Consider the following 18,325-nt stretch of genomic DNA (forward strand, 5'->3'; position numbering starts at 1 on the left):
CAATCTAAGCCAAGAGTTAACCTAAAAAAACAACTCGCGCATTTTTTGCCCAGGCGATTCGGCGCGCATAAACGCTTCACCAACCAAGAAGGTGTAAATGCCGTTGTCCTGCATCAACTTCACATCTGCCGGGGTGTGAATGCCGCTTTCGGTGACAATCAACTTGTCGGCCGGGATGGTGTTTTTCAAATCCAGCGTGGTTTGCAAGGACACTTCGAAGGTGCGCAGATTGCGGTTGTTGATGCCTATCATATTGGTGTTGAGCTTTAGGGCCCGTTCCAATTCCTCCGCGTCGTGCACTTCGGTCAATACGTCCATGCCCAAGCCGGTGGCGGTGTCGGCCAATTCCTTCAACATCGCGTCGTCCAGTGCTGCGACGATCAACAGGATGCAGTCCGCACCGAGTGCCCGTGATTCGTGGATTTGATAGGGATCGATCATGAAGTCCTTACGAATCGCCGGCAGCGGGCAATTTTGCCGCACCATTTGCAGATTGGCTTCCGAGCCCTGGAAAAACTCCTTGTCGGTCAGCACCGACAAACAAGTCGCGCCGCTGAACGCATAATCCACGGCAATTTCCACCGGCTTGAAGTTCTCGCGGATCACGCCCTGGCTGGGCGAGGCTTTCTTGATTTCGGCGATGATCGCCGGCTTTTTCTGATCAGCTTTGCTGCGCAATGCTGAATAAAAGCCGCGCGGGCCTTGTACCGTGCCGGCTAATTCTTCCAGCAGCGACAGCGGCGTATTGCTTTTGCGGCGCGCTACTTCTTCGGCTTTTTTGGCTAGGATGGTTTTTAGGATGTCGGGTGTGTCGTTTGTCATTGTTTGATTTTTATGTGGTGTCGCTATCGCGACCTATTATATTTGAAGTCGGGTCTCGGCCCGACAGCCGAGATACTTTTCTTTGCTTGTCCAAAGAAAAGTATCCAAAAGAAAAGCCACCCGGATGCCGCTTGTATCCTGCGCGCCGGAGGGTTTGAACGGGGTTTTTGGAAGGGCTATCCATAGCCCTCCAAAAACGAGCGGCATCCCTGCCGCTCCCCTTCGGGCTATTCCGTCCAAACCCTCCGGTGCTCGGCGCGGCATAGGGGAGAAAATTGTCCCGAGTTTATAAGTCGCCTGGTCTAAAAATTATGTAGCCTTGATGGAGTGAAACGTATCGGTCGCTAGCGATGTCCTACGAGGATTAATCTGGATTCGAACTACGTTGTCGAAAATAGTACAGCTCAAAAAAGCCGAACAAGCCCATTAAAAGAAGAAGTTGCCAAACAGGTATTAGCAAATAATCCCACCCTCCAGTTGGAATTCCTTTTAACCTAAAATAGCCAAACGAAACCATAGACAAGCCGCTAACTAAACAAAAGGAAACTACTTGAAAAATCAAAGACTGATTGGCGCGATTTAGCAAAAAGACAAGTATTCCATAAGGCGTCAGAGCGATCATTACAAGGAAAAAATGAACATGCAATTGTTCTAGCTCATGCGTATTAGACCAATCAATGCCCCCGACATAAAAAATAAATGTAATTCCTGAAATAATTTTACATGCGCGAACCAGACTTTGGTGAGTGACGATAGTTGCCATTTTATTGGTTTCCAGGATTGGTAGGACCGTAAGGATGTGCTTAACGAAGTGAAGCGCATCGGTCGCGATCGATGCGCCTCCTACAACAGACCGTCTCTCAATGCTTTCAAATTCATACGATTCTTGAGTGAGCTTAGCGGAACAATTCCCCCTATGCCGCGCCGAGCACCGGAGGGTTTGGACGGAACAGCCCGAAGGGGAGCGGCAAGGATGCCGCTCGTTTTCGGAGGGCTATGGATAGCCCTTCCGAAAACCCCGTTCAAACCCTTCGGAGCGCAGGAAACAAGCGGCATCGGGGTGGCTTTTTCTTTGGATACTTTCTTTTGGCCAAACAAAAGAAAGTATCTCGGCTGTCGGGCCGAGACCCGACTTCTAAATAACCCGTTGCGATAGCGACACAAAACTTCAACTACTTCCGACATCAAGTGTCTCGCTTTGATCGATAAATAAACCTGAGTAAACCTCTCAAACCGTTCGAAAAACCAGACCTAGACAATAGACCGGCTAATCAAGCGAATCAACCCGCCAGGCCAAAAAACACTATTTGGCAATCTATTGGTTTGAACGAGAATTTAAGCTGGAAGGTTTCTCTACTAAGCGACCTGAAACATATTTGTGCAAAACACTGGCAATCAGTGTTTGATACGGAATACCTTCTTCCAACGCACGAGCCTGAATATCCATCAGATCGGGAGAAGACAATCGGATATTGACTCGTTTATCTTTGATGGTGGTAGCTAAGGCTGCGGTCTTGAATTTAGCCAAATCGGCTTTCGATGGCTTTGTCGATTCAAGTTCGCCCTGTTCATAGGCTGTCAGAAGATCTTGTTCAAAGTCATCAAGTTTTATCATTGGGTTTTTTCCTGGTCAGATAATCTCGGGTTGCTTTTCTGCTTGGAATGACTGTCTTCAAGAAAAAATAATTGGCTTCCTCGACGTAAGGTACCAAGTAAACATAACCATCCAGCGCTACCACGAGCACAAATTGATTGGGATATTTTTCCTGGTTGGGGTGGCTTAATTCATCCAGCAATCCGTCAGCTTCGATAGCCAATACTATTTCTTCGAAAGAGATGCTGCGTTCTTTCTTCAATAGTTCATTTTTCTCATGATTCCAGCGAAACGGTTTCATGGATAGAGTTTACGCCGGCGTGTGCCTATTGTCATCATTTATAGGGCAAATGCTGCCGCTCAAGAGTAAGCAATCAACGCCTCAAACTTAGCCAACGCACTCCCATCCGCCAACACCTGATGCGCCCGGCGAATCCCCGCATCCAGCGAATCGGCCAAATCGGCGGCATAAATCGCTGCGCCGGCGTTTAATGCCACAATGTCGCGGGCCGGGCCGGCTTGATTATTTAATACCGCGCGCATAATTGCCAGGCTATCGGCTGCGCAAGTAATCGACAAGGTTGCCAGGCTGGCGCGCGGCATGCCGAATTGTTCCGGGGTGACGGTGTAGCTGTGCACGATGCCGTCGATCAACTCGGCGACGTCGGTGGGTGCGGCGATGCTGATTTCATCCAGGCCGTCGCGCGCATGCACCACCAGCACATGCTTGCTGCCCAGTTTTTTCAAGACTTCCGCGACCGGCACCAACCATTGTTTATCGAACACGCCGATCAATTGATGCGGCGCATTGGCCGGATTGGAGAGCGGGCCGATCAGGTTGAACAGGGTGCGCACGCCCATTTCCTTGCGCGGACCAACCGTGTGGCGCACCGCGCTGTGGTGCTTGGCGGCAAACAAAAAGCCGACGCCGATGTCGTTGACGCATTGCGCCACTTGTTCGGCGGGCATATCCAGATTGATGCCGGCGGCTTCCAATACATCGGCGCTGCCGCAACTACTGGATACCGAGCGATTGCCGTGTTTGGCCACCTTGCCGCCGGCCGCCGCGACCACGAAGGCGGCGGTGGTGGAAATATTGAAAGTATTGGCACCGTCGCCGCCCGTGCCGCAGGTGTCGATAACATGTTCACCGTGCACCGGTACTGGCCGCACCAACTCGCGCAATACGCTGACCGCCGCGGCGATTTCCTCGATGGTCTCGCCCTTGCAACGCAACGCGATCAAAAAGCCGGCGATTTGCGCGTCGGTCAGCTCGCCTTGCATCATGGTACGCATCACATCGCGCATTTCCTCGGTGCTGAGGTCTTGTTTATCCAGAAGTTTTTGCAGCGTGGCTTGGATTTGCATGGAGTGAATAGCCGGTGTTTTGGTCAAGGCAGGGATGATAACAAACGACGGCTCATATCGAAAACCTTGCGGGCCGTCAATCCCTCGCGAGCGAGGTCACTTGCTTACACCATCTCGAGAACGGGTAGATAAAAAGGCGATTTTATTCCAAGCCAGCTTATAAATTTCAAGTTTTATTGACGTAGCACATTGATTAAGCCGTTATGTTTTTATGGTAATTGACGGTGGTTAACTTAGCTGTTAAATGACGCTCAAGACTAGCATTTTAAATAAGCGGCTTATCGCAAAGAGCTAGTCTTGATCAGCATGGCAACGGTTTTTGGCCGTTTGGCCGTGCGCTGAAAATTTGTGCTCGTTAATCAATGGAGACATTACCATGAAACACCTTGCCAAGCCGATTCGGCGACCTTACTTTAAGACTAATCTGTTCAGCATTCTGGTGCTATCGCTTTGCCTTGCCCAATCTGCTGAGGCGGCGACGGTTTCTGCGAGCGCGGTCATTGACTGGAGTACCTTTAAAATTACCGCCATTGATATTGGCAATGGCCTGCCAACTGTGACCTGGAGTAATCAGTACGACACTAGCCAAGTGAATAATGGCTACTACAATAACGCCTATGATAGCGCGGCAAATTGGAGCTCAGGGACTTCGACTACAGAGTCACTGTCCACATCGACCTATAGCAGATCTGCTTCCAGCGCTACATCGATTAATCAAATCAACGCCAATGCCGCTCTAAACGGTTCTTTTCCGTATCAAAGCTTATCGGCCAGCAGCAGTAGCCAGCGATCCGGCAGTTTTACCGTGCAAGGCAGCGGACTGTTAATTTTCGAAGCGAACTACAGTTTGATGGGGGACCTGGGGGCCTCAAGTAATGCGTCGGCAAGCTCCAACGCAAGCTTCAATTTGAGTTACTACAATGGCGGAAACTCCGGGTCAGTCAACCAAAATGTAAATCAGTACCTGTCAACCGGCTCCGCGGCCGTGACGGAAAACGATATATTGTCTGTTGCTTTGGTCTTTAAAGACGGTTGGAGCGGAAGTTTTTCCGCGAATACCAGTGCATCGGTTTACGGGTACGACTACGGAACCGGAGGCGGCGGCAGCGTGCCTCTACCGGGGGCTTTCTGGCTATTTGGCAGTGTATTGGCCGGAGCCGCCTCGTTGCGGTCGGCTAATACAATGCGCAGAATGCGGCCATTCGCAGAAGTCGCACGCTAAACAAGATGTTGAAGGGGTGGCGCCGGCTACCCCTTTTTTGCGTCCGGCTATGGAGTGGGGAGTTCTTTAAAACTTTTGATGCCGGTTTAGCCAGTCGCACACGCCCAGTCCGGCACTGCGGCCGGTAGCGAAGCAAGCCGAGAGCAAATATCCCCCGGTCGGCGCTTCCCAATCCAGCATCTCGCCGGCGACAAAAACGCCGGGTAGCGCGGTAAGCATCAGATTTTGATCAAGACTGTTAAAACTCACGCCGCCGGCGCTGCTGATCGCTTCGGCGATGGGCCGGGTGGCATTGACAGTGATGGGCAAGGCTTTGATCGTCTTCGTCAGAATGGTGGCATCGGCAAATTGCGCCTGGCTGAGCACTTCGCGCAGCAAGGCTGCTTTGATGCCGGAAATACCCAGCCGACTCTGCAAATGGCTGGATAAGGACCGGGAACCCCTGGGGCGGCTGATTTCGGCCAGCACCCGTTCCGCATCGCGTCCTGGCAGCAGGTCAATGGTGAAGGTGGCGCTGCCGTGAACATGCAGATATTCGCGCAGCCGCCGCGAAAATGCGTAAATCAGGCTGCCTTCCACGCCATGCGTGCTAATCACCATTTCGCCTTGCCGTCGTTCGGTGTGGCCCTGCGTGTCGGTAAAGGTTAGCGCTACCGATTTGAGCGGCGCGCCGGCAAACTTCTCGCGCAGATGCGCACTCCACGCTACTTCAAATCCGCAATTTGCGCTTTGCAAGGGTGCAATTTCCACTCCGCGCGCCTGTAACCAAGTCACCCACGCGCCATCCGACCCTAGTTGCGGCCAGCTGGCACCGCCCAAGGCCAACAAGGTTGCTTGCGGCTTGACCGAAATTTCGCCATCGGGATTGCGTAGACGCAGCGCTCCATCATCATCCCAGCCCAGCCAGCGGTGGCGCATATGAAAGTGCACACCGTTCGAACGCAAGCGGTGCAGCCAGGCGCGCAGTAGCGGCGCGGCCTTCATCTCCGTTGGAAACACGCGGCCGGACGTGCCGACAAAAGTTTCTATGCCCAAGCCTTGCACCCAGGCTCTCAGGGCCTCCGGAGAGAAGGCGTTCAGCATCGGTTTCAGTGCGGCACGCTGTGTGCCGTAGCGAGACAAAAACGGCTCGAACGGTTCCGAATGGGTGATGTTCAATCCACCCTTGCCGGCCATCAAAAACTTACGCCCGGCGGAGGGCATCGCGTCAAACACAGCGACGCTCAAGCCGGCCTGACTTAGCACTTCGGCGGCCATCAAGCCGGCGGGGCCGGCGCCGATGATGGCAATAGAGTGGTTAAAGGAAGTCAATGCGTGGCTAGGCTAAAGTTTCATGTTCTAACCAACCTTTCCTTGCCAATATATGCCCAGGAGCGCTCCGACACCAACTAAGCTCACGCAATATCCCGATGTAAAAGGTTCGATGGCATATGAAAGAAAAAATGCCAAGCTGAGCGAGATTAGAACGCACAATACAAATCGCCAATGTATTGCCGCCCAAATCAAGGAAAAAAGCTCATCCATGTTTTACGAAGTAGTGCCTTAGTAACAGGTGGTTTTTGAATTGACGGTCATTACGAATTGCAAATCGAGATGTCATGCAGTTTATTTAGGACTGACTACTGGCTTGCAATGGAAATCTCTCCGGATGTTTGATCATCTCCACAGTCAAGTCTATATCCATGTCAGGCCAGTAAAAATGATTAGGTGAAGGCTCTTCAACACGGAGAATGGCATTGATGGGCTGATTTTTAAACCACGGAAAGTCATCATAAGACATGAATAACTCTTCGGTCCGAGTCAGCAACCATACGCCGTGACTGGATATGTGTGTCACTTCAGCCGGGGAAATGTTGTTGCCAAGCGCTAATGAGTTCATCGTAATGTTTCTCCACTAAAGATTCGATTTCTTTTATCTGCTTTCTGGAATATCGATAATTTTTAGCCAACTCAATTTCCGGTTTTAGCCAAAATTTGGCCTCGCCGTCTTCGGAAACGATGTGAACGTGCATTCTGGGCTCTTCTCGAGAGAAGAAAAAGAAGCGGTAACCCGCTTCTTTGAAAACCGTTGGACTCATCGCGCCAAAAAATTCCGCAACATGTCATGCCCATGCTCGGTCAGGATCGACTCCGGGTGGAATTGCACGCCTTCAATATCCAGCGTTTTATGGCGTACGCCCATGATTTCGTCGATGTTGCCGGCCTCGTCCTGAGTCCAGGCGGTGACTTCCAGGCAGTCGGGCATGGTCGCCTGCTCGATAACCAGTGAATGGTAGCGGGTGGCGGTGAATGGGTTGCTCAAGCCTTTGAACACGCCCAAATCTTTGTGATACACCGGAGACACCTTGCCGTGCATGATCTGCTTGGCGTGGATAATGTTGCCGCCGAAGGCGTAGCCTATGCTTTGGTGGCCGAGACAAACGCCCAGGATCGGGTATTTGCCGGCGTAGCGGTGGATGGTTTCCACGGAAATACCGGCTTCTTTAGGCGTGCATGGACCGGGGGAAATGACGATCTTGTCGGGACGCAGGCCTTCGATGTCTTCCACCGTCACTTCGTCGTTGCGCACTACCACCACGTCGGCGCCCAGTTCGCCGAAATATTGCACCAGGTTGTAGGTGAAGGAATCGTAGTTGTCGACCATCACCAATCTGACGCCGCTCATGTTTGTGCTCCTTTAGATTGAGCCGCGCTGCTCAGGAGGCCGGCTTCGGCCATGCTGACGGCGCGGAACACCGCGCGGCCTTTGTTCATTGTTTCATCCCATTCGTTGCGCGGCACGGAATCGTAAACGATGCCGGCGCCGGCCTGAATGTGTAAGGTTTGATCTTTTATCACAGCCGTGCGGATGGCGATGGCCGTATCCAGATTGCCGGACCAGGAAATGTAACCCACCGCGCCGGAATAAATACCGCGCTTGACCGGCTCCAGCTCGTCGATGATTTCCATCGCGCGAATTTTCGGTGCGCCGCTGACGGTGCCGGCCGGGAAGGTGGCCGCCAACACGTCGAAGGCATTTTTACCTTCCTGCAATTCGCCTGTGACGTTGGAAACGATGTGCATCACGTGCGAGTAGCGCTCGACGATCATCTTGTCGGTGAGTTTGACGCTGCCGATTTTGGCGACTCGTCCGGTGTCGTTGCGGCCCAGGTCGATTAGCATCAAATGCTCGGCGATTTCTTTTGGGTCGGCCAGTAGTTCCTTTTCCAGCTCCAGATCCTGCTCGTGGGTTTCGCCGCGTTTGCGGGTGCCGGCGATTGGTCGCACCGTCACTTCGTTGTCTTCCAGCCGCACCAGAATTTCCGGCGACGAGCCCACTACATATAGATCGTCCAGGTTCATGAAAAACATATACGGCGACGGATTCAAACACCGCAAAGCCCGATACAAATCCAGCGGCGCGGCTTCAAACGGAATCGACATGCGCTGCGACAACACCACCTGCATGCAGTCGCCGTCGGTGATGTATTGTTTGGCTTTTAACACCGCGTCTTCGTAGCCTTGTTGGGTAAAACCGGAGACAAAATCGTGTTCGTGCACGTGCTTAACGGCCGGATGCGCTTGCGGATTGGCTTGCAGTTCGCGCAATTTCACCACTAATTCGTCGAGCCTGGCTTTGGCGTTTTCGTAGGCATTGGTTTGCGATGGATCTGCGTGGGTCAGCAACAGCATTTTGCCGGACAGGTTGTCGAATATCAGCAGGTCTTGCGACACCATTAACAGGATGTCCGGCGCGCCGATAGGGTCCGGCTTGCCGCTGGGCTTTAAACGCGGCTCTATGTAACCTATCGTTTCATAACCGAAATAACCGACCAGGCCGCCGTTGAAGCGCGGTAATCCCGGTACGTCCGGCACCTTGTAGTTTTGCCGAAATTCTTCTATCCATTCCAGCGGTTGAGCGTGCTCAAAAACTTGGGTGTCCTGGCCGTCTTTTTCGACCGTGATGCGGTGGCCGCTGATTTTGATACGGGTTTTGCAAGGCAAGCCGATGATCGAATACCGTCCCCACTGCTCGCCGCCGTGTACGGACTCAAACAAATAGGAATAAGGGCCGTCGGCCAGCTTTAAGTAAGCACTGAGCGGCGTGTCCAGATCGGCCAGCACTTCGCGGCAGATCGGGATGCGGTTATAGCCTTGTTGGGCGTATGCGGTAAATTCGGCGGGTGTCATTATTATTCTCTTGAAGCAACCGGTTGTGCGACTCGCGATTGTAACGCACAACGCGCCCAGCAGCGACCCGCGCGGCTGAAAACTGAGCCTACTGCGAAATTGTAAACTGCTTGGACGTCCAAAATTAAACTGGCTGCACGTTGACAGCCTTATATTTTGCACCTCTATCTATCGGGCTGATAAAAATGGAGTTGTTACAGCGTGACATTGAGGCGCTGGAGCAGGAAAGGCATCAGCGCTTGGGACAAGACGCGGCAGCAGCTGATCAAGGGCCTTCGGCAGCTGATAGCCCTGTCGGCAAGGTTAAAACATTGGCGGTGAATAAAGAGTTTGGCGAATCCATGCGCATTTCGGGTATTGCACTTCGGTTTTGAATCTGCAGTTTGTGCCGAGCCATGCAAGGCGCAACGGTCGCGAACGATGCGCCTGTCGGCAGCATCCTATAGATCAGCGCACGTTATCGCGTTGGAACCAAAACTATAGCAAGGAAGATTTGATTGACGGGCAAGGCCGTAAGACATACGGCGCAATACGGCTTCGCCTATTGACGCCCTACCGATTGCGACTTACGGCCTTACCGATTGCGACTTACGGCCTTGATAAAAATAGAGTCGTTACAGCGTGACATTGAGGCGTTGGAGCAGGAAAAGCGGCAACGTTTGGGACAAGACGCGGCAGCAGCTGATCAAGGGCCTTCGGCAGCATCCTATAGATCAGCGCACGTTATCGCGTTGGAACCAAAACTATAGCAAGGAAGATTTGATTGACGGGCAAGGCCGTAAGACATACGGCGCAATACGGCTTCGCCTATTGACGCCCTACCGATTGCGACTTACGGCCTTAAAGCGGACATCGAGCGGGAATTTGTGTTGTACCATGAGAAGCGGCAGCGGCAGTTACAGGCTAAATACGGAGTCAGCGCGGGCCAGGATTTCGACAACCTGGCCGAAGACGCCTCTCTTTTACTGATAAAAAAAGAAGGGTTACAGCGTGAAATAGCGGCGATGGAACGGGAAAAACAACAGCGCTTGGGGCAAGACGCGGCAGCAACCGATTCGGTGACCTCGACGACTCACGGCCCGGCGGGCCGGGTCAGAACCTTGACGGTGAACAGAGGACGGCCGGAGCCGTCCCTTAGTCTCAGTCTGTAGGCCGGCGGCCTTACAAGGCGGCGGAACCCGATAAAGGTTCCGCTAGCCACATTCCCGTCGTGCCGTGCGGTTCGCGCCTCACTGCACGCTACGCGAGCTTGCCCCCATTCACGGGTCAGTTATCACGAAAAACAATAATATCGGTTAATACAACATCCGTAAAAGTTGAGTCTGCAAAGTGCTCATGTTCCCAAGAATCGTCGTCTTCCATTTCCTTAGCACACTTCAAAAGAAAACTCGCAACTGCCTTTAGTGTTTGGGGGTCTGCTTGAAGAGTAACCTCGGACAGTCTAAAAAGCTGGTTGTGATCCCCTTCAATGTAGCCAAAAACCTTCATGTTAATTCTCCATGTCGTTAGCTGTTAGGACAGTTTGGATACTGGGGTGAACAAAACGGCGCGCCTGGATCAATGAGGCACGGATCAATCAATAAGGGGAATCCCGGAATTTTAAATCCTTTCCCTCTCAAAAAATCTTTTGCTTTCTTGTTCAGATTATCCAGACTCCCTTTTCCTTTGTGACTCTGTGAGCCATCCTGATTAACCACAGCTTCGCCTTTCGGAGTTTGAACATGTGCATGTTCTTGCTGTCCGGGAACGTGAGGATTATCAATCCGAACGGTTGTACCCCCACCAAGATCAGTAGGCTGGCCAGAACTGGCAAGTCCTTCAGGATCGATGAGGTTAACCGGATTATTCTCAACATAGGTGTAGGTATTAACGCCCCCTAAGAATCAAGGCATCTCAAATGGCTGCCAATGGTAAATAATCTTTACTAACTTATCTTGTATGAATTTTAGTGTAACTGCTGAATGTGTTTTCGGAATATGGTATAGCCACGCATTAATTCGCTCCAAGTCATTAACGTTTATGTCATTTAAAGACATATTTTTAACATCAAGTATGCAGTTAAAAGCAGTAATGTTTTGTCTCGAATGCAAAAGATTTTTTATTTTTTCAAAAGTATCTTTTCTTGATAGTGGATATTCTAAACCTAAAGCAGAAAGATCAACATTGAATGTCTTGTAGATTGAGTGAGACATTCCAGAAGTGTCAAATACAATATGCAAACTAAAGCTGCCATTATCGGTTATACAAATTCCTTCCGTATTTTTTAATCGATCTAACTCACCAAGAGTGTCTGATTTAATCAAAATATCCTCATCAACCCTTGGCTCAATATAATTTACATGCTCACTCAGAAGCGCGTTGACCACATCAGTCTTAGACATTCCAATTTTAAGTGAATTAAAATCTCCGCTTTCTATATTAAAATCACATCCGCATAAAACTATAGCAAAGAGAAATGCTATCAACTGATATGGTGCAAACGTCGTCCAATTACTCATATCAATGCGCCCAATATGGGCCGACATTTCTTGAAAACGATGGATCGCCATAATTTTGTTGCCATGCACCAGGTACGTTTGGCACTGTTCCACCCGCCCCTTCAATTATATTGTCTGCCGCAGTATTAGAGTTTGGCCCATTAAAAGCATTATATGGCCCCTGAGAATAGTTATTTCCAGAGTTTATGACTGCGGCATCAAAGGCTGCCTGGCTACCATTATATTGAGATGGTATAGGTATATCATAATTGGAGTTGCCACCGCCTGGATTATAAAAAGCCTTTCTATCAACTGTATAAGTATCGTCAGAAGGTCCTGTTGGAGATTGCCCCATATATGCAACTGAGTATTGGGCATCAATAACTTTGGCACATTTATCAACGTGCCAAACGAATACAGCACAGTGATTAAATACATTTTTAAGATCGGGAATAGGACGACATGTCATAGTGACATCTAGCCCTAAGGGATCGATGTACTTCAGTGGATTATTTAAAGCATAGGTGTAAGTATTAACGCCCCCCGCCAAGCCAATCGGATCGGATTGCAGGTAGCGCCCGAGGTTAGGATCGTAGAAACGGGCGATATTGTAATGCAGGCCGGTTTCTTCATCGTAGTATTGACCGGGGAAACGCAGGTTCTGGGTGATGAAGGCTGTGGTCGGCGTGGCCTTGCCGAACGGATCGAAATCTGCCGCCCAACTGATGTTGCCCGTGCGGTCCGTGGTTTTTTGGGGCGTGCCCAACCGGTCGTTGTGGTAATAATGGATAGGCCAGGGTGTCTGGTTTGGATCCGAGTCCACGTCATAGTTGATCCGCGCCAGCGGCTCGCCTTCCAGGTAAACGTAGCTGTGCGAGAAGGATGTGCCTCCCCACTTGGTTTCATCCAGCAGATTGCCGCTCAATACGTCATAATCAATCGCGACGTTACCGCTGTTTGTCAGTTTCATGCTGCGATAGCCGAAGGCGTCGTACTTATTAGCCTGAACCGAGACTAGGCTTCCGCCCACCTCATCCTTGATGGCCGTGACCAAATGGTCGGTGGCCTGGTAAAAATGCCGGCTGCCTTTCTGGCTCGCGTCGCCGTTCGCGTCGTACTGGTAGCTGGCCTGCTGCGCGCCCGTGAGCGCCAGCAGTTTCTGGCTGCCGAGGTCGTAGCTATACGAGGTCTGTGCGCCATTCCGCTCGCTGCTCAGACGGTTGCCTACATCGTCATAGCTAAAGGCATGGGTGTTCACGCCGGTGGCGCTGGACAGCCGGTCCAGCGGGTCGTAACCGAAATTTCGATGACGCCCCGAGGGGCTTAATTCGTCGGCCACACTGTCGAGGTTACCGTTCAAGTCATAGCCATAGGTGGCGGCCATGACGCCCGGCACGGTGCGCCCGGTTTCCCGGTAGTCTAAGTCGTAGCGACGGCTGATCTGTTTGCCATTGCCGTAGGTGAGCGATTTGACCGGGCCGAACGGCAGATGGGTGATGTGAGTTGCTAGCGGTGTTGTTATGTCGTAGACCCAGCTAACGGTACCATCATCCCAGTCGTGCAGCGATACCGAGTCGACTTGGCCGGCCGCATCAAAGCCATAAAGAACTTCACGGTATCCCGAATGCGATATTTTTTCTACCTTGCCATCGGCGTCGTAGGCATAGTAAATAAAGCTATCGTAGGTATGCGGCAAACCCTTGGCGGTGATGGAAGTCAACCGTCCTGCCCGGTCGTACTTGAGAGTCCGGTTACCGTTGAAGCCCGAACGTAAGGCGCGCGACAGCTTGCCCAGGTTGCCGTTTTCGTCGTAATAAAACTGCGCGCCGCCATCGCCACTTTTAATCCGATTCAGCGCATCGTAGGTATATGTTACCGACACATTGGCCGCATCCGTTTTACCGATCCGGTTACCGGCGCTGTCGTAGCCGTATTGAGTAATCCCGGTATTGGGACTGTCCAGTTGCATCAGGTCGCCGAGGCCGTTGTAGCTGTAGACGGTGTCGTGGTTGTTGGCATCGGTGACTTGGGTGAGGCGGTCTTGGCCGTCGTAGCGATAGTCGGTCAAGCCGGCGAGAGCATCGGTGCTGCGGATCAGCCGGTTCAGGCTGTCGTATTGGTGCTGGGTGGCATGGCCGTTAGCGTCCGTGACCTGGGTCAGGTTGCCGTTGGCGTCGAATTCGTAGCGCGTGGTCTGGTTGTAGGCGCCGATGTCTTGGGCCAGGCGGTTCAAGGCGTCGTAGACGCGACTGCGGGTTTTAACCACTGCGCCGCTGCTATCGAGAATTTCCTCTTTGGTGCGGTTCCCCATCGCATCCAGCGTGTAATGAATCTTGCCGCCCAGGGCGTCGGTGATGTCGGTCAGGCGGTGCGCAGCGTCGTAGGTAAACGTATGGGTCACACCGGCTGCCGAGGTAGTTTGAGTCAGGTTGCCGGCTTTGTCGTAGGTGTAGGCGGTGGTGTTGCCGTCGACGGTTTTTTGGGTCAGGCGGCCGCGGGCGTCGTAAGCAAAGCCAATCACCAAGCCGTTAGGATCGGTCAGGCTCAGCAGGCGGCCGTTGGCATCGTAGGCGGTAAAGGTGGTGGTGTGGCCCAGGGCATTGGTGATTTTCCACAGGTCGCCGGGATGGTGAGTGGCCGTGGTATCCGAGTAATAGCTATAGGCGGTGATGTCGCTAACGTCGGTACGCGGGCCGTCGGCGCTCAGCACTTGGCCGAGGTTGTTGTAGGTGTAGGCCCATGTGCGGCTTTGCCCGGTCGCGGTATCGGTGACGGTTCTACTCAGCAGGTTGCCACCCGCGTCGTAATTGAAGGCGGTGCGCCGGCCGGCCTCGTCGATTTGGGTGGGCAGGCGGTAGTTGGCGTGCCACTGGGTACTGCGTTTGCGTTCGATGCTGTTCGGCGCCGGCGTGTAAGCACTGAGGTTGGCCGGGCAACTCGAACTGGGCGCCAGGCCTTCCACCCGGACGGTTTCCAGGTTGCGGCTCAGGTCGTAGGCATAGCAGCTGAGGTTGCCGTTGAAGTCGGTGCGGCTGGCAAGGTTGCCGTTGGCGTCGTAACTTTGGGTGTGGGTTGCCGCAACACTACCGGCTCCGGCGGGCTGGCTAATAGCGGTTAGTTTCTGAACGTTTAAGATAGTCTGAAACGTGTAATGCCGGCTGGCATTGAAGCTATCGACGACATCGGTGCTATTGTCGTTGTTATAGCTCAGCGCTACTTGTTCAACGTCGCCGGCATGTTTGGATAAATTGGCGCGGCCTTGGCTGTCGTAAGCCCAAGTCGCATAACGGTCGCCGTTCTCGTCGGTGATGCCGGTCAGGGCATGCGGGAGGGAGGTGTTTTCGTAATGGTAAAGTTTGAAGCTGCCATCCTGATAGATCACTTTGCTGAGATTGCCGGCGCTATCGTATTGATATTGGCTACTCAGGCCGTCCGGGTAGGTGACGCTGCCGATTCGGTTGGCGCTGTCGTAAGCCAGTTGCAGGCTGTGGCCGAAGGGGCCGGCGACCGTAGCCAAGCGTTGGCTGCCGTCATAGCTGTATGTGGTGGTGCGACCGTTGGCTTCGGTGCGGGACACGATGCGACCGGCGGTGTCGTAACGTTCCACCACGCCCAGTTGATCGGTCAAGCTGTAGCCGGTGCTATCTTGGGTTAGCCGCAATTGGCTGTCGGCATCGCCTTGCCAGAGGCCGTTGCTCAATGTGAACCATTCGGCGCGGCCGTCGGCTTGGTGGATAAAAATCTTGCCGGTTAGAATTTCCAGACTGGGGGCAAGTTGATGGCTCCAGCCATAACCTAATGGTCCACTGACATTGAAGGCGCCGCTGTTGTAATGGCGGGTAAAACCCAGGTCAATGACATCGCTATCAAAATCGGTTTCGGCTTGGTATTTGTTGCCGGTGGAGGCGTCGCAGGGGTTGCCGACGCAGATTTGCGGCTTGCCTATGGTTTTCGGGGGGAGGCTATAGGCGGTGTAGCATTGGTTGGTAGACGAATCTAGGGTTTGGCCAGATGATGAGCATTGGCAAAGACCTGTTGTCTCGGATTGTATTTGCCCTGTTGGACAAGTTTCGGCATTACTCCAAAAAAAACCTGGTGCGTCACCAACATAAGTACCATTACGTTGACAACGGGCAGTCGTAGAAAAAATCCCTCCACTTTTTGTTAAATAGCAATTCATTAAACGCCCGTAAATGAATGTATAGTTATAGTTTATCCAAGCTCCAGTAGTATAGTAATAACTGCACGCGGAATCCGGAGTCCAGCCATTCCCATAAGGCTGATTAGAATTGCATGCAGCTAAGGCATCTGAGGCCTGCGTAGCATTAACAAATGGCATATAGCCAACTAGCAACAAAAATGTGAAATATCGTTTCATGAAATTCCGGAATATTATAATTTCTTGTATATGCTTTTAATTTATGGTGGCTCCACAGTCAAAATATCCTAGCAACTCACCTATTTTTTGTCAGCTCAGCATAGCTGTAAAAACTAATTACAGGAGTGGGTTTAACCACTACCGGGTGTTTTTGTGACTGAATCTACACCAGGTCTATTATGATCAGCGCTTCAGTCAACCCAACAAACAGAGAAAAGTCATGGGCAACAGCTCTAAAAACTAACCAAAAAACATATTAGCCAATTAACTAACGGCTAAAACGGGTCAAGCAACGGAGAATCAATGCGGTAGCTGAAATGCAAAAATACGACCGAAAACGATCACTTACGCATCTGTCAGCGGAGGATGTGCAAGTGGATGCAATTACGCGCCTCTCGAATCAGTGTGCTTCTTACCCGGCCTTAGAATGTTCCCGCCAGTCGATTTTATCCAGCCCGAAGCGCTCGATTTTCCGGTACAGCGTGGTGCGAGTTATGCCTAAGTTTTTCGCCGCCAAGGAAATGTTGCCTGCGCATTCCCGCAGGCTGGCTTTGATGCCGTGCAACTCCCAGTCTTCCAGGGTCATGGTACGGCCCGCGGCCACCGATATTGGATAAGTCAGCAGGTTGTCCGAAGCGTTATTGTCGTTCCCCGGCAGCACCTTACCCAGTTCTTCGACAAAATCCAGCGGCAAATCCTCGCGGGTAATCAGCGTGTCGCCGGCGGTGTATAGCGTCGCCCTGATGACGTTGATCAACTGGCGAATATTGCCCGGCCACGGGTGCTGCTCGATCAGAGCAATCACGCTAGGGCAAATACTGATTGCCTGCGGATTGGGCAGATTAGCCAGTTCGCGCTGCAAGATGTGGTGAATGATGCCCAGCTTGTCGTCGCGCTCGCGCAAGGGCGGCAAATGAATTTGCGCGCCGTTCAAACGGTAATACAAATCGCGGCGGAAGCGGCCGGCTTCGACGGCTTCCAACAAGGGTACGTTGGTGGCGGCGACGATTTGCACATCCACCTTGAGCGGTTTGCTGCCGCCGACTGGCGTGAATTCCGAGGTTTCCAGAACTCGTAACAGCGTGGACTGCAAATCCAGGCTCATATCGCCGATTTCATCCAGAAACAGAATACCTTTGTCCGCTAACAGAAATTTCCCCGGTTTGCCGGCACTGCGCGCGCCGGTAAAACTGCCGGCTTCGTAACCGAACAGCTCGCTTTCGATCAAGTCATGCGGAATCGATGCGCAGTTGATCGCGATCAAAGGCTGATTTTTCCGCGGTCCGGCGTGTTTCAGCAGATTGACGAAATGATCCTTGCCCACGCCCGATTCGCCGGTAATCAGCATCGGAATCTTATGGTGTTGCAGCTTCACGGCCTTATCTACCAAGGTGGTCAATTGTTCGGACATTGCCGCTTCGTATTGGCTGGGCGGCCTCTTAGCCGGTTTGAACGGAATTTTTTCCAACACCCGCGCTTGCGCAACCGGACTTTGGGTTAAGGGCAGATTGGTATTTAGTAGTACGCACAACAAATGCAAGAATGCGAACAAGGAGTTCATGCTTTCCTGTCTATCGCTGATCAAGCCGATCACGGCTTGGACGTTGTCGTTCTCATCCAACAAGGGGTAACCGACCGTGGTGAAGGGGTGCAACAGGCTGACAAAATGCTCCATGCCCTGAAAGGCAATCGGTTTTTTCAGTTGCGCGGCGGTGCCGATGCCGTTATTACCCAACACCGCTTCGCTCCAGCGGCTGTGCTTTTCGTACAAACTCAGCATGAAAGGGCTGGCAAACGGATTTTCGCCCAAGACTTGCAACAGGTGTCCGTCGGCATCGGTCAATACCAGCATGACGCCGGCTTCCTTCAAAAACACGTCGAACTGATGCCCCAAATGCCGGAGCATTTCGGCAATATCGTGAGCGGCGCGGTTGATAAGCGGCTCCGGATCGGTGATGAAACGCCAATGATCCCAGCGCGCGTAATTGCCCAAAGGCAATTGGTATTCTTCCAGGCAGCGGCGCCAGGATTCCGAAACCTCCGGGCGTACCCAGTCCGTGTGATCGGGCACGCAACGGCTTTGCGCCATCCAGCGCCAGGCCTGTATCGGGCGGTCAACTTCAAACGCTAGGGAGGTTTTGAACTCGCAGGCTTCTTTGATGATTTTAACGTTGTGGGGCAAGTGCAAGGCAATATCCATTTTTCCTCTTGTATTTTGGTGCGCCAATTTAGTATCGGCACAAAACAAAAATATAAAAAACAGAGGTTTAGCTGCTTTTTACGGCGATGTTGTC

General features: G+C 52.2%; 17 protein-coding genes. 3 read left to right on the forward strand and 14 right to left on the reverse strand.

Annotated features, from left to right (window positions below):
• Nucleotides 1-21: 21 nt before the first annotated feature.
• The 5 genes from trpC to trpD form a co-directional block, all read right to left on the reverse strand.
• Nucleotides 22-822 carry an indole-3-glycerol phosphate synthase TrpC gene (gene trpC, locus ACMXD4_RS00725; RefSeq protein WP_415879571.1) on the reverse strand — a complete coding sequence of 267 codons (801 nt, stop codon included), beginning with the start codon at nt 820-822 and terminating at the stop codon, nt 22-24.
• Nucleotides 823-1,186: 364 nt separating this feature from the next.
• Nucleotides 1,187-1,585, reverse strand: a complete 399-nt coding sequence (locus ACMXD4_RS00730) for a hypothetical protein (protein WP_415879572.1) — start codon at nt 1,583-1,585, stop codon at nt 1,187-1,189.
• Nucleotides 1,586-2,137: 552 nt separating this feature from the next.
• Complete coding sequence (locus tag ACMXD4_RS00735; RefSeq protein ID WP_171696948.1) at nt 2,138-2,437, reverse strand: CopG family antitoxin; 300 nt, start codon at nt 2,435-2,437, stop codon at nt 2,138-2,140.
• A complete protein-coding gene (locus tag ACMXD4_RS00740; RefSeq protein WP_171696947.1) occupies nt 2,424-2,717 on the reverse strand; it encodes a BrnT family toxin in 294 nt (97 codons plus the stop codon). Before ACMXD4_RS00740 ends, ACMXD4_RS00735 begins: the two co-directional genes overlap by 14 nt.
• A 59-nt stretch (nt 2,718-2,776) precedes the next feature.
• Nucleotides 2,777-3,784 (reverse strand): anthranilate phosphoribosyltransferase, encoded by a 1,008-nt coding sequence (gene trpD, locus ACMXD4_RS00745; RefSeq protein ID WP_415879573.1) that lies wholly within the window; start codon nt 3,782-3,784, stop codon nt 2,777-2,779.
• 376 nt (nt 3,785-4,160) lie between these two features.
• On the opposite strand from trpD, the gene ACMXD4_RS00750 reads away from it, so the two are divergent.
• On the forward strand, nt 4,161-5,006 hold the full coding sequence (locus ACMXD4_RS00750) for a hypothetical protein (RefSeq protein ID WP_415879574.1): 846 nt from the start codon (nt 4,161-4,163) through the stop codon (nt 5,004-5,006).
• Nucleotides 5,007-5,072: 66 nt separating this feature from the next.
• On the opposite strand, the gene ACMXD4_RS00755 is transcribed toward ACMXD4_RS00750, so the two are convergent.
• The 5 genes from ACMXD4_RS00755 to trpE form a co-directional block, all read right to left on the reverse strand.
• Nucleotides 5,073-6,317, reverse strand: coding sequence for a TIGR03862 family flavoprotein (locus tag ACMXD4_RS00755; RefSeq protein ID WP_415879575.1), 1,245 nt, complete (start codon nt 6,315-6,317; stop codon nt 5,073-5,075).
• Nucleotides 6,318-6,615: 298 nt separating this feature from the next.
• A complete protein-coding gene (locus ACMXD4_RS00760) occupies nt 6,616-6,843 on the reverse strand; it encodes a DUF2442 domain-containing protein (protein ID WP_415879576.1) in 228 nt (75 codons plus the stop codon).
• 1 nt (nt 6,844) lies between these two features.
• Nucleotides 6,845-7,018: a DUF4160 domain-containing protein gene (locus tag ACMXD4_RS00765; RefSeq protein ID WP_415879577.1), complete on the reverse strand. Its 174-nt coding sequence runs from the start codon at nt 7,016-7,018 to the stop codon at nt 6,845-6,847.
• Between the two features lie 62 nt (nt 7,019-7,080).
• A complete protein-coding gene (locus tag ACMXD4_RS00770) occupies nt 7,081-7,671 on the reverse strand; it encodes an anthranilate synthase component II (RefSeq protein WP_415879578.1) in 591 nt (196 codons plus the stop codon).
• Nucleotides 7,668-9,176, reverse strand: a complete 1,509-nt coding sequence (gene trpE, locus ACMXD4_RS00775; RefSeq protein WP_415879579.1) for an anthranilate synthase component I — start codon at nt 9,174-9,176, stop codon at nt 7,668-7,670. Before trpE ends, ACMXD4_RS00770 begins: the two co-directional genes overlap by 4 nt.
• Before the next feature lie 140 nt (nt 9,177-9,316).
• On the opposite strand from trpE, the gene ACMXD4_RS00780 reads away from it, so the two are divergent.
• Nucleotides 9,317-9,550: a hypothetical protein gene (locus tag ACMXD4_RS00780; RefSeq protein WP_133120707.1), complete on the forward strand. Its 234-nt coding sequence runs from the start codon at nt 9,317-9,319 to the stop codon at nt 9,548-9,550.
• A 492-nt stretch (nt 9,551-10,042) separates the two neighbouring features.
• Entirely contained in the window at nt 10,043-10,327 is a 285-nt protein-coding gene (locus tag ACMXD4_RS00785; protein ID WP_415879580.1) for a hypothetical protein, read from the forward strand.
• 115 nt (nt 10,328-10,442) lie between these two features.
• On the opposite strand, the gene ACMXD4_RS00790 is transcribed toward ACMXD4_RS00785, so the two are convergent.
• The 4 genes from ACMXD4_RS00790 to ACMXD4_RS00805 form a co-directional block, all read right to left on the reverse strand.
• Nucleotides 10,443-10,664: a hypothetical protein gene (locus ACMXD4_RS00790; RefSeq protein ID WP_415879581.1), complete on the reverse strand. Its 222-nt coding sequence runs from the start codon at nt 10,662-10,664 to the stop codon at nt 10,443-10,445.
• Between the two features lie 395 nt (nt 10,665-11,059).
• Nucleotides 11,060-11,674, reverse strand: coding sequence for a hypothetical protein (locus tag ACMXD4_RS00795; protein WP_415879582.1), 615 nt, complete (start codon nt 11,672-11,674; stop codon nt 11,060-11,062).
• 1 nt (nt 11,675) lies between these two features.
• Nucleotides 11,676-15,833 carry an RHS repeat-associated core domain-containing protein gene (locus ACMXD4_RS00800; protein ID WP_415879583.1) on the reverse strand — a complete coding sequence of 1,386 codons (4,158 nt, stop codon included), beginning with the start codon at nt 15,831-15,833 and terminating at the stop codon, nt 11,676-11,678.
• Between the two features lie 610 nt (nt 15,834-16,443).
• Entirely contained in the window at nt 16,444-18,231 is a 1,788-nt protein-coding gene (locus ACMXD4_RS00805) for a sigma-54-dependent Fis family transcriptional regulator (RefSeq protein ID WP_415879584.1), read from the reverse strand.
• Between the last annotated feature and the right edge of the window lie 94 nt (nt 18,232-18,325).

Origin of the sequence: Methylomonas sp. TEB (assembly GCF_047777895.1) — a bacterium.
Classification (GTDB): Bacteria; Pseudomonadota; Gammaproteobacteria; order Methylococcales; family Methylomonadaceae; genus Methylomonas.

Excerpts from the sequence above, each read along its gene's own strand:
- ACMXD4_RS00800 (WP_415879583.1), bottom strand. The coding sequence starts at position 15,833 with ATGAATTGCTATTTAACAAAAAGTGGAGGGATTTTTTCTACGACTGCC.
- ACMXD4_RS00795 (WP_415879582.1), bottom strand. The coding sequence starts at position 11,674 with ATGAGTAATTGGACGACGTTTGCACCATATCAGTTGATAGCATTTCTC.
- ACMXD4_RS00770 (WP_415879578.1), bottom strand. The coding sequence starts at position 7,671 with ATGAGCGGCGTCAGATTGGTGATGGTCGACAACTACGATTCCTTCACC.
- ACMXD4_RS00805 (WP_415879584.1), bottom strand. The coding sequence starts at position 18,231 with ATGGATATTGCCTTGCACTTGCCCCACAACGTTAAAATCATCAAAGAA.
- ACMXD4_RS00790 (WP_415879581.1), bottom strand. The coding sequence starts at position 10,664 with ATGAAGGTTTTTGGCTACATTGAAGGGGATCACAACCAGCTTTTTAGA.
- ACMXD4_RS00740 (WP_171696947.1), bottom strand. The coding sequence starts at position 2,717 with ATGAAACCGTTTCGCTGGAATCATGAGAAAAATGAACTATTGAAGAAA.
- trpD (WP_415879573.1), bottom strand. The coding sequence starts at position 3,784 with ATGCAAATCCAAGCCACGCTGCAAAAACTTCTGGATAAACAAGACCTC.
- ACMXD4_RS00765 (WP_415879577.1), bottom strand. The coding sequence starts at position 7,018 with ATGCACGTTCACATCGTTTCCGAAGACGGCGAGGCCAAATTTTGGCTA.
- ACMXD4_RS00730 (WP_415879572.1), bottom strand. The coding sequence starts at position 1,585 with ATGGCAACTATCGTCACTCACCAAAGTCTGGTTCGCGCATGTAAAATT.
- ACMXD4_RS00750 (WP_415879574.1), top strand. The coding sequence starts at position 4,161 with ATGAAACACCTTGCCAAGCCGATTCGGCGACCTTACTTTAAGACTAAT.
- trpC (WP_415879571.1), bottom strand. The coding sequence starts at position 822 with ATGACAAACGACACACCCGACATCCTAAAAACCATCCTAGCCAAAAAA.
- ACMXD4_RS00735 (WP_171696948.1), bottom strand. The coding sequence starts at position 2,437 with ATGATAAAACTTGATGACTTTGAACAAGATCTTCTGACAGCCTATGAA.
- trpE (WP_415879579.1), bottom strand. The coding sequence starts at position 9,176 with ATGACACCCGCCGAATTTACCGCATACGCCCAACAAGGCTATAACCGC.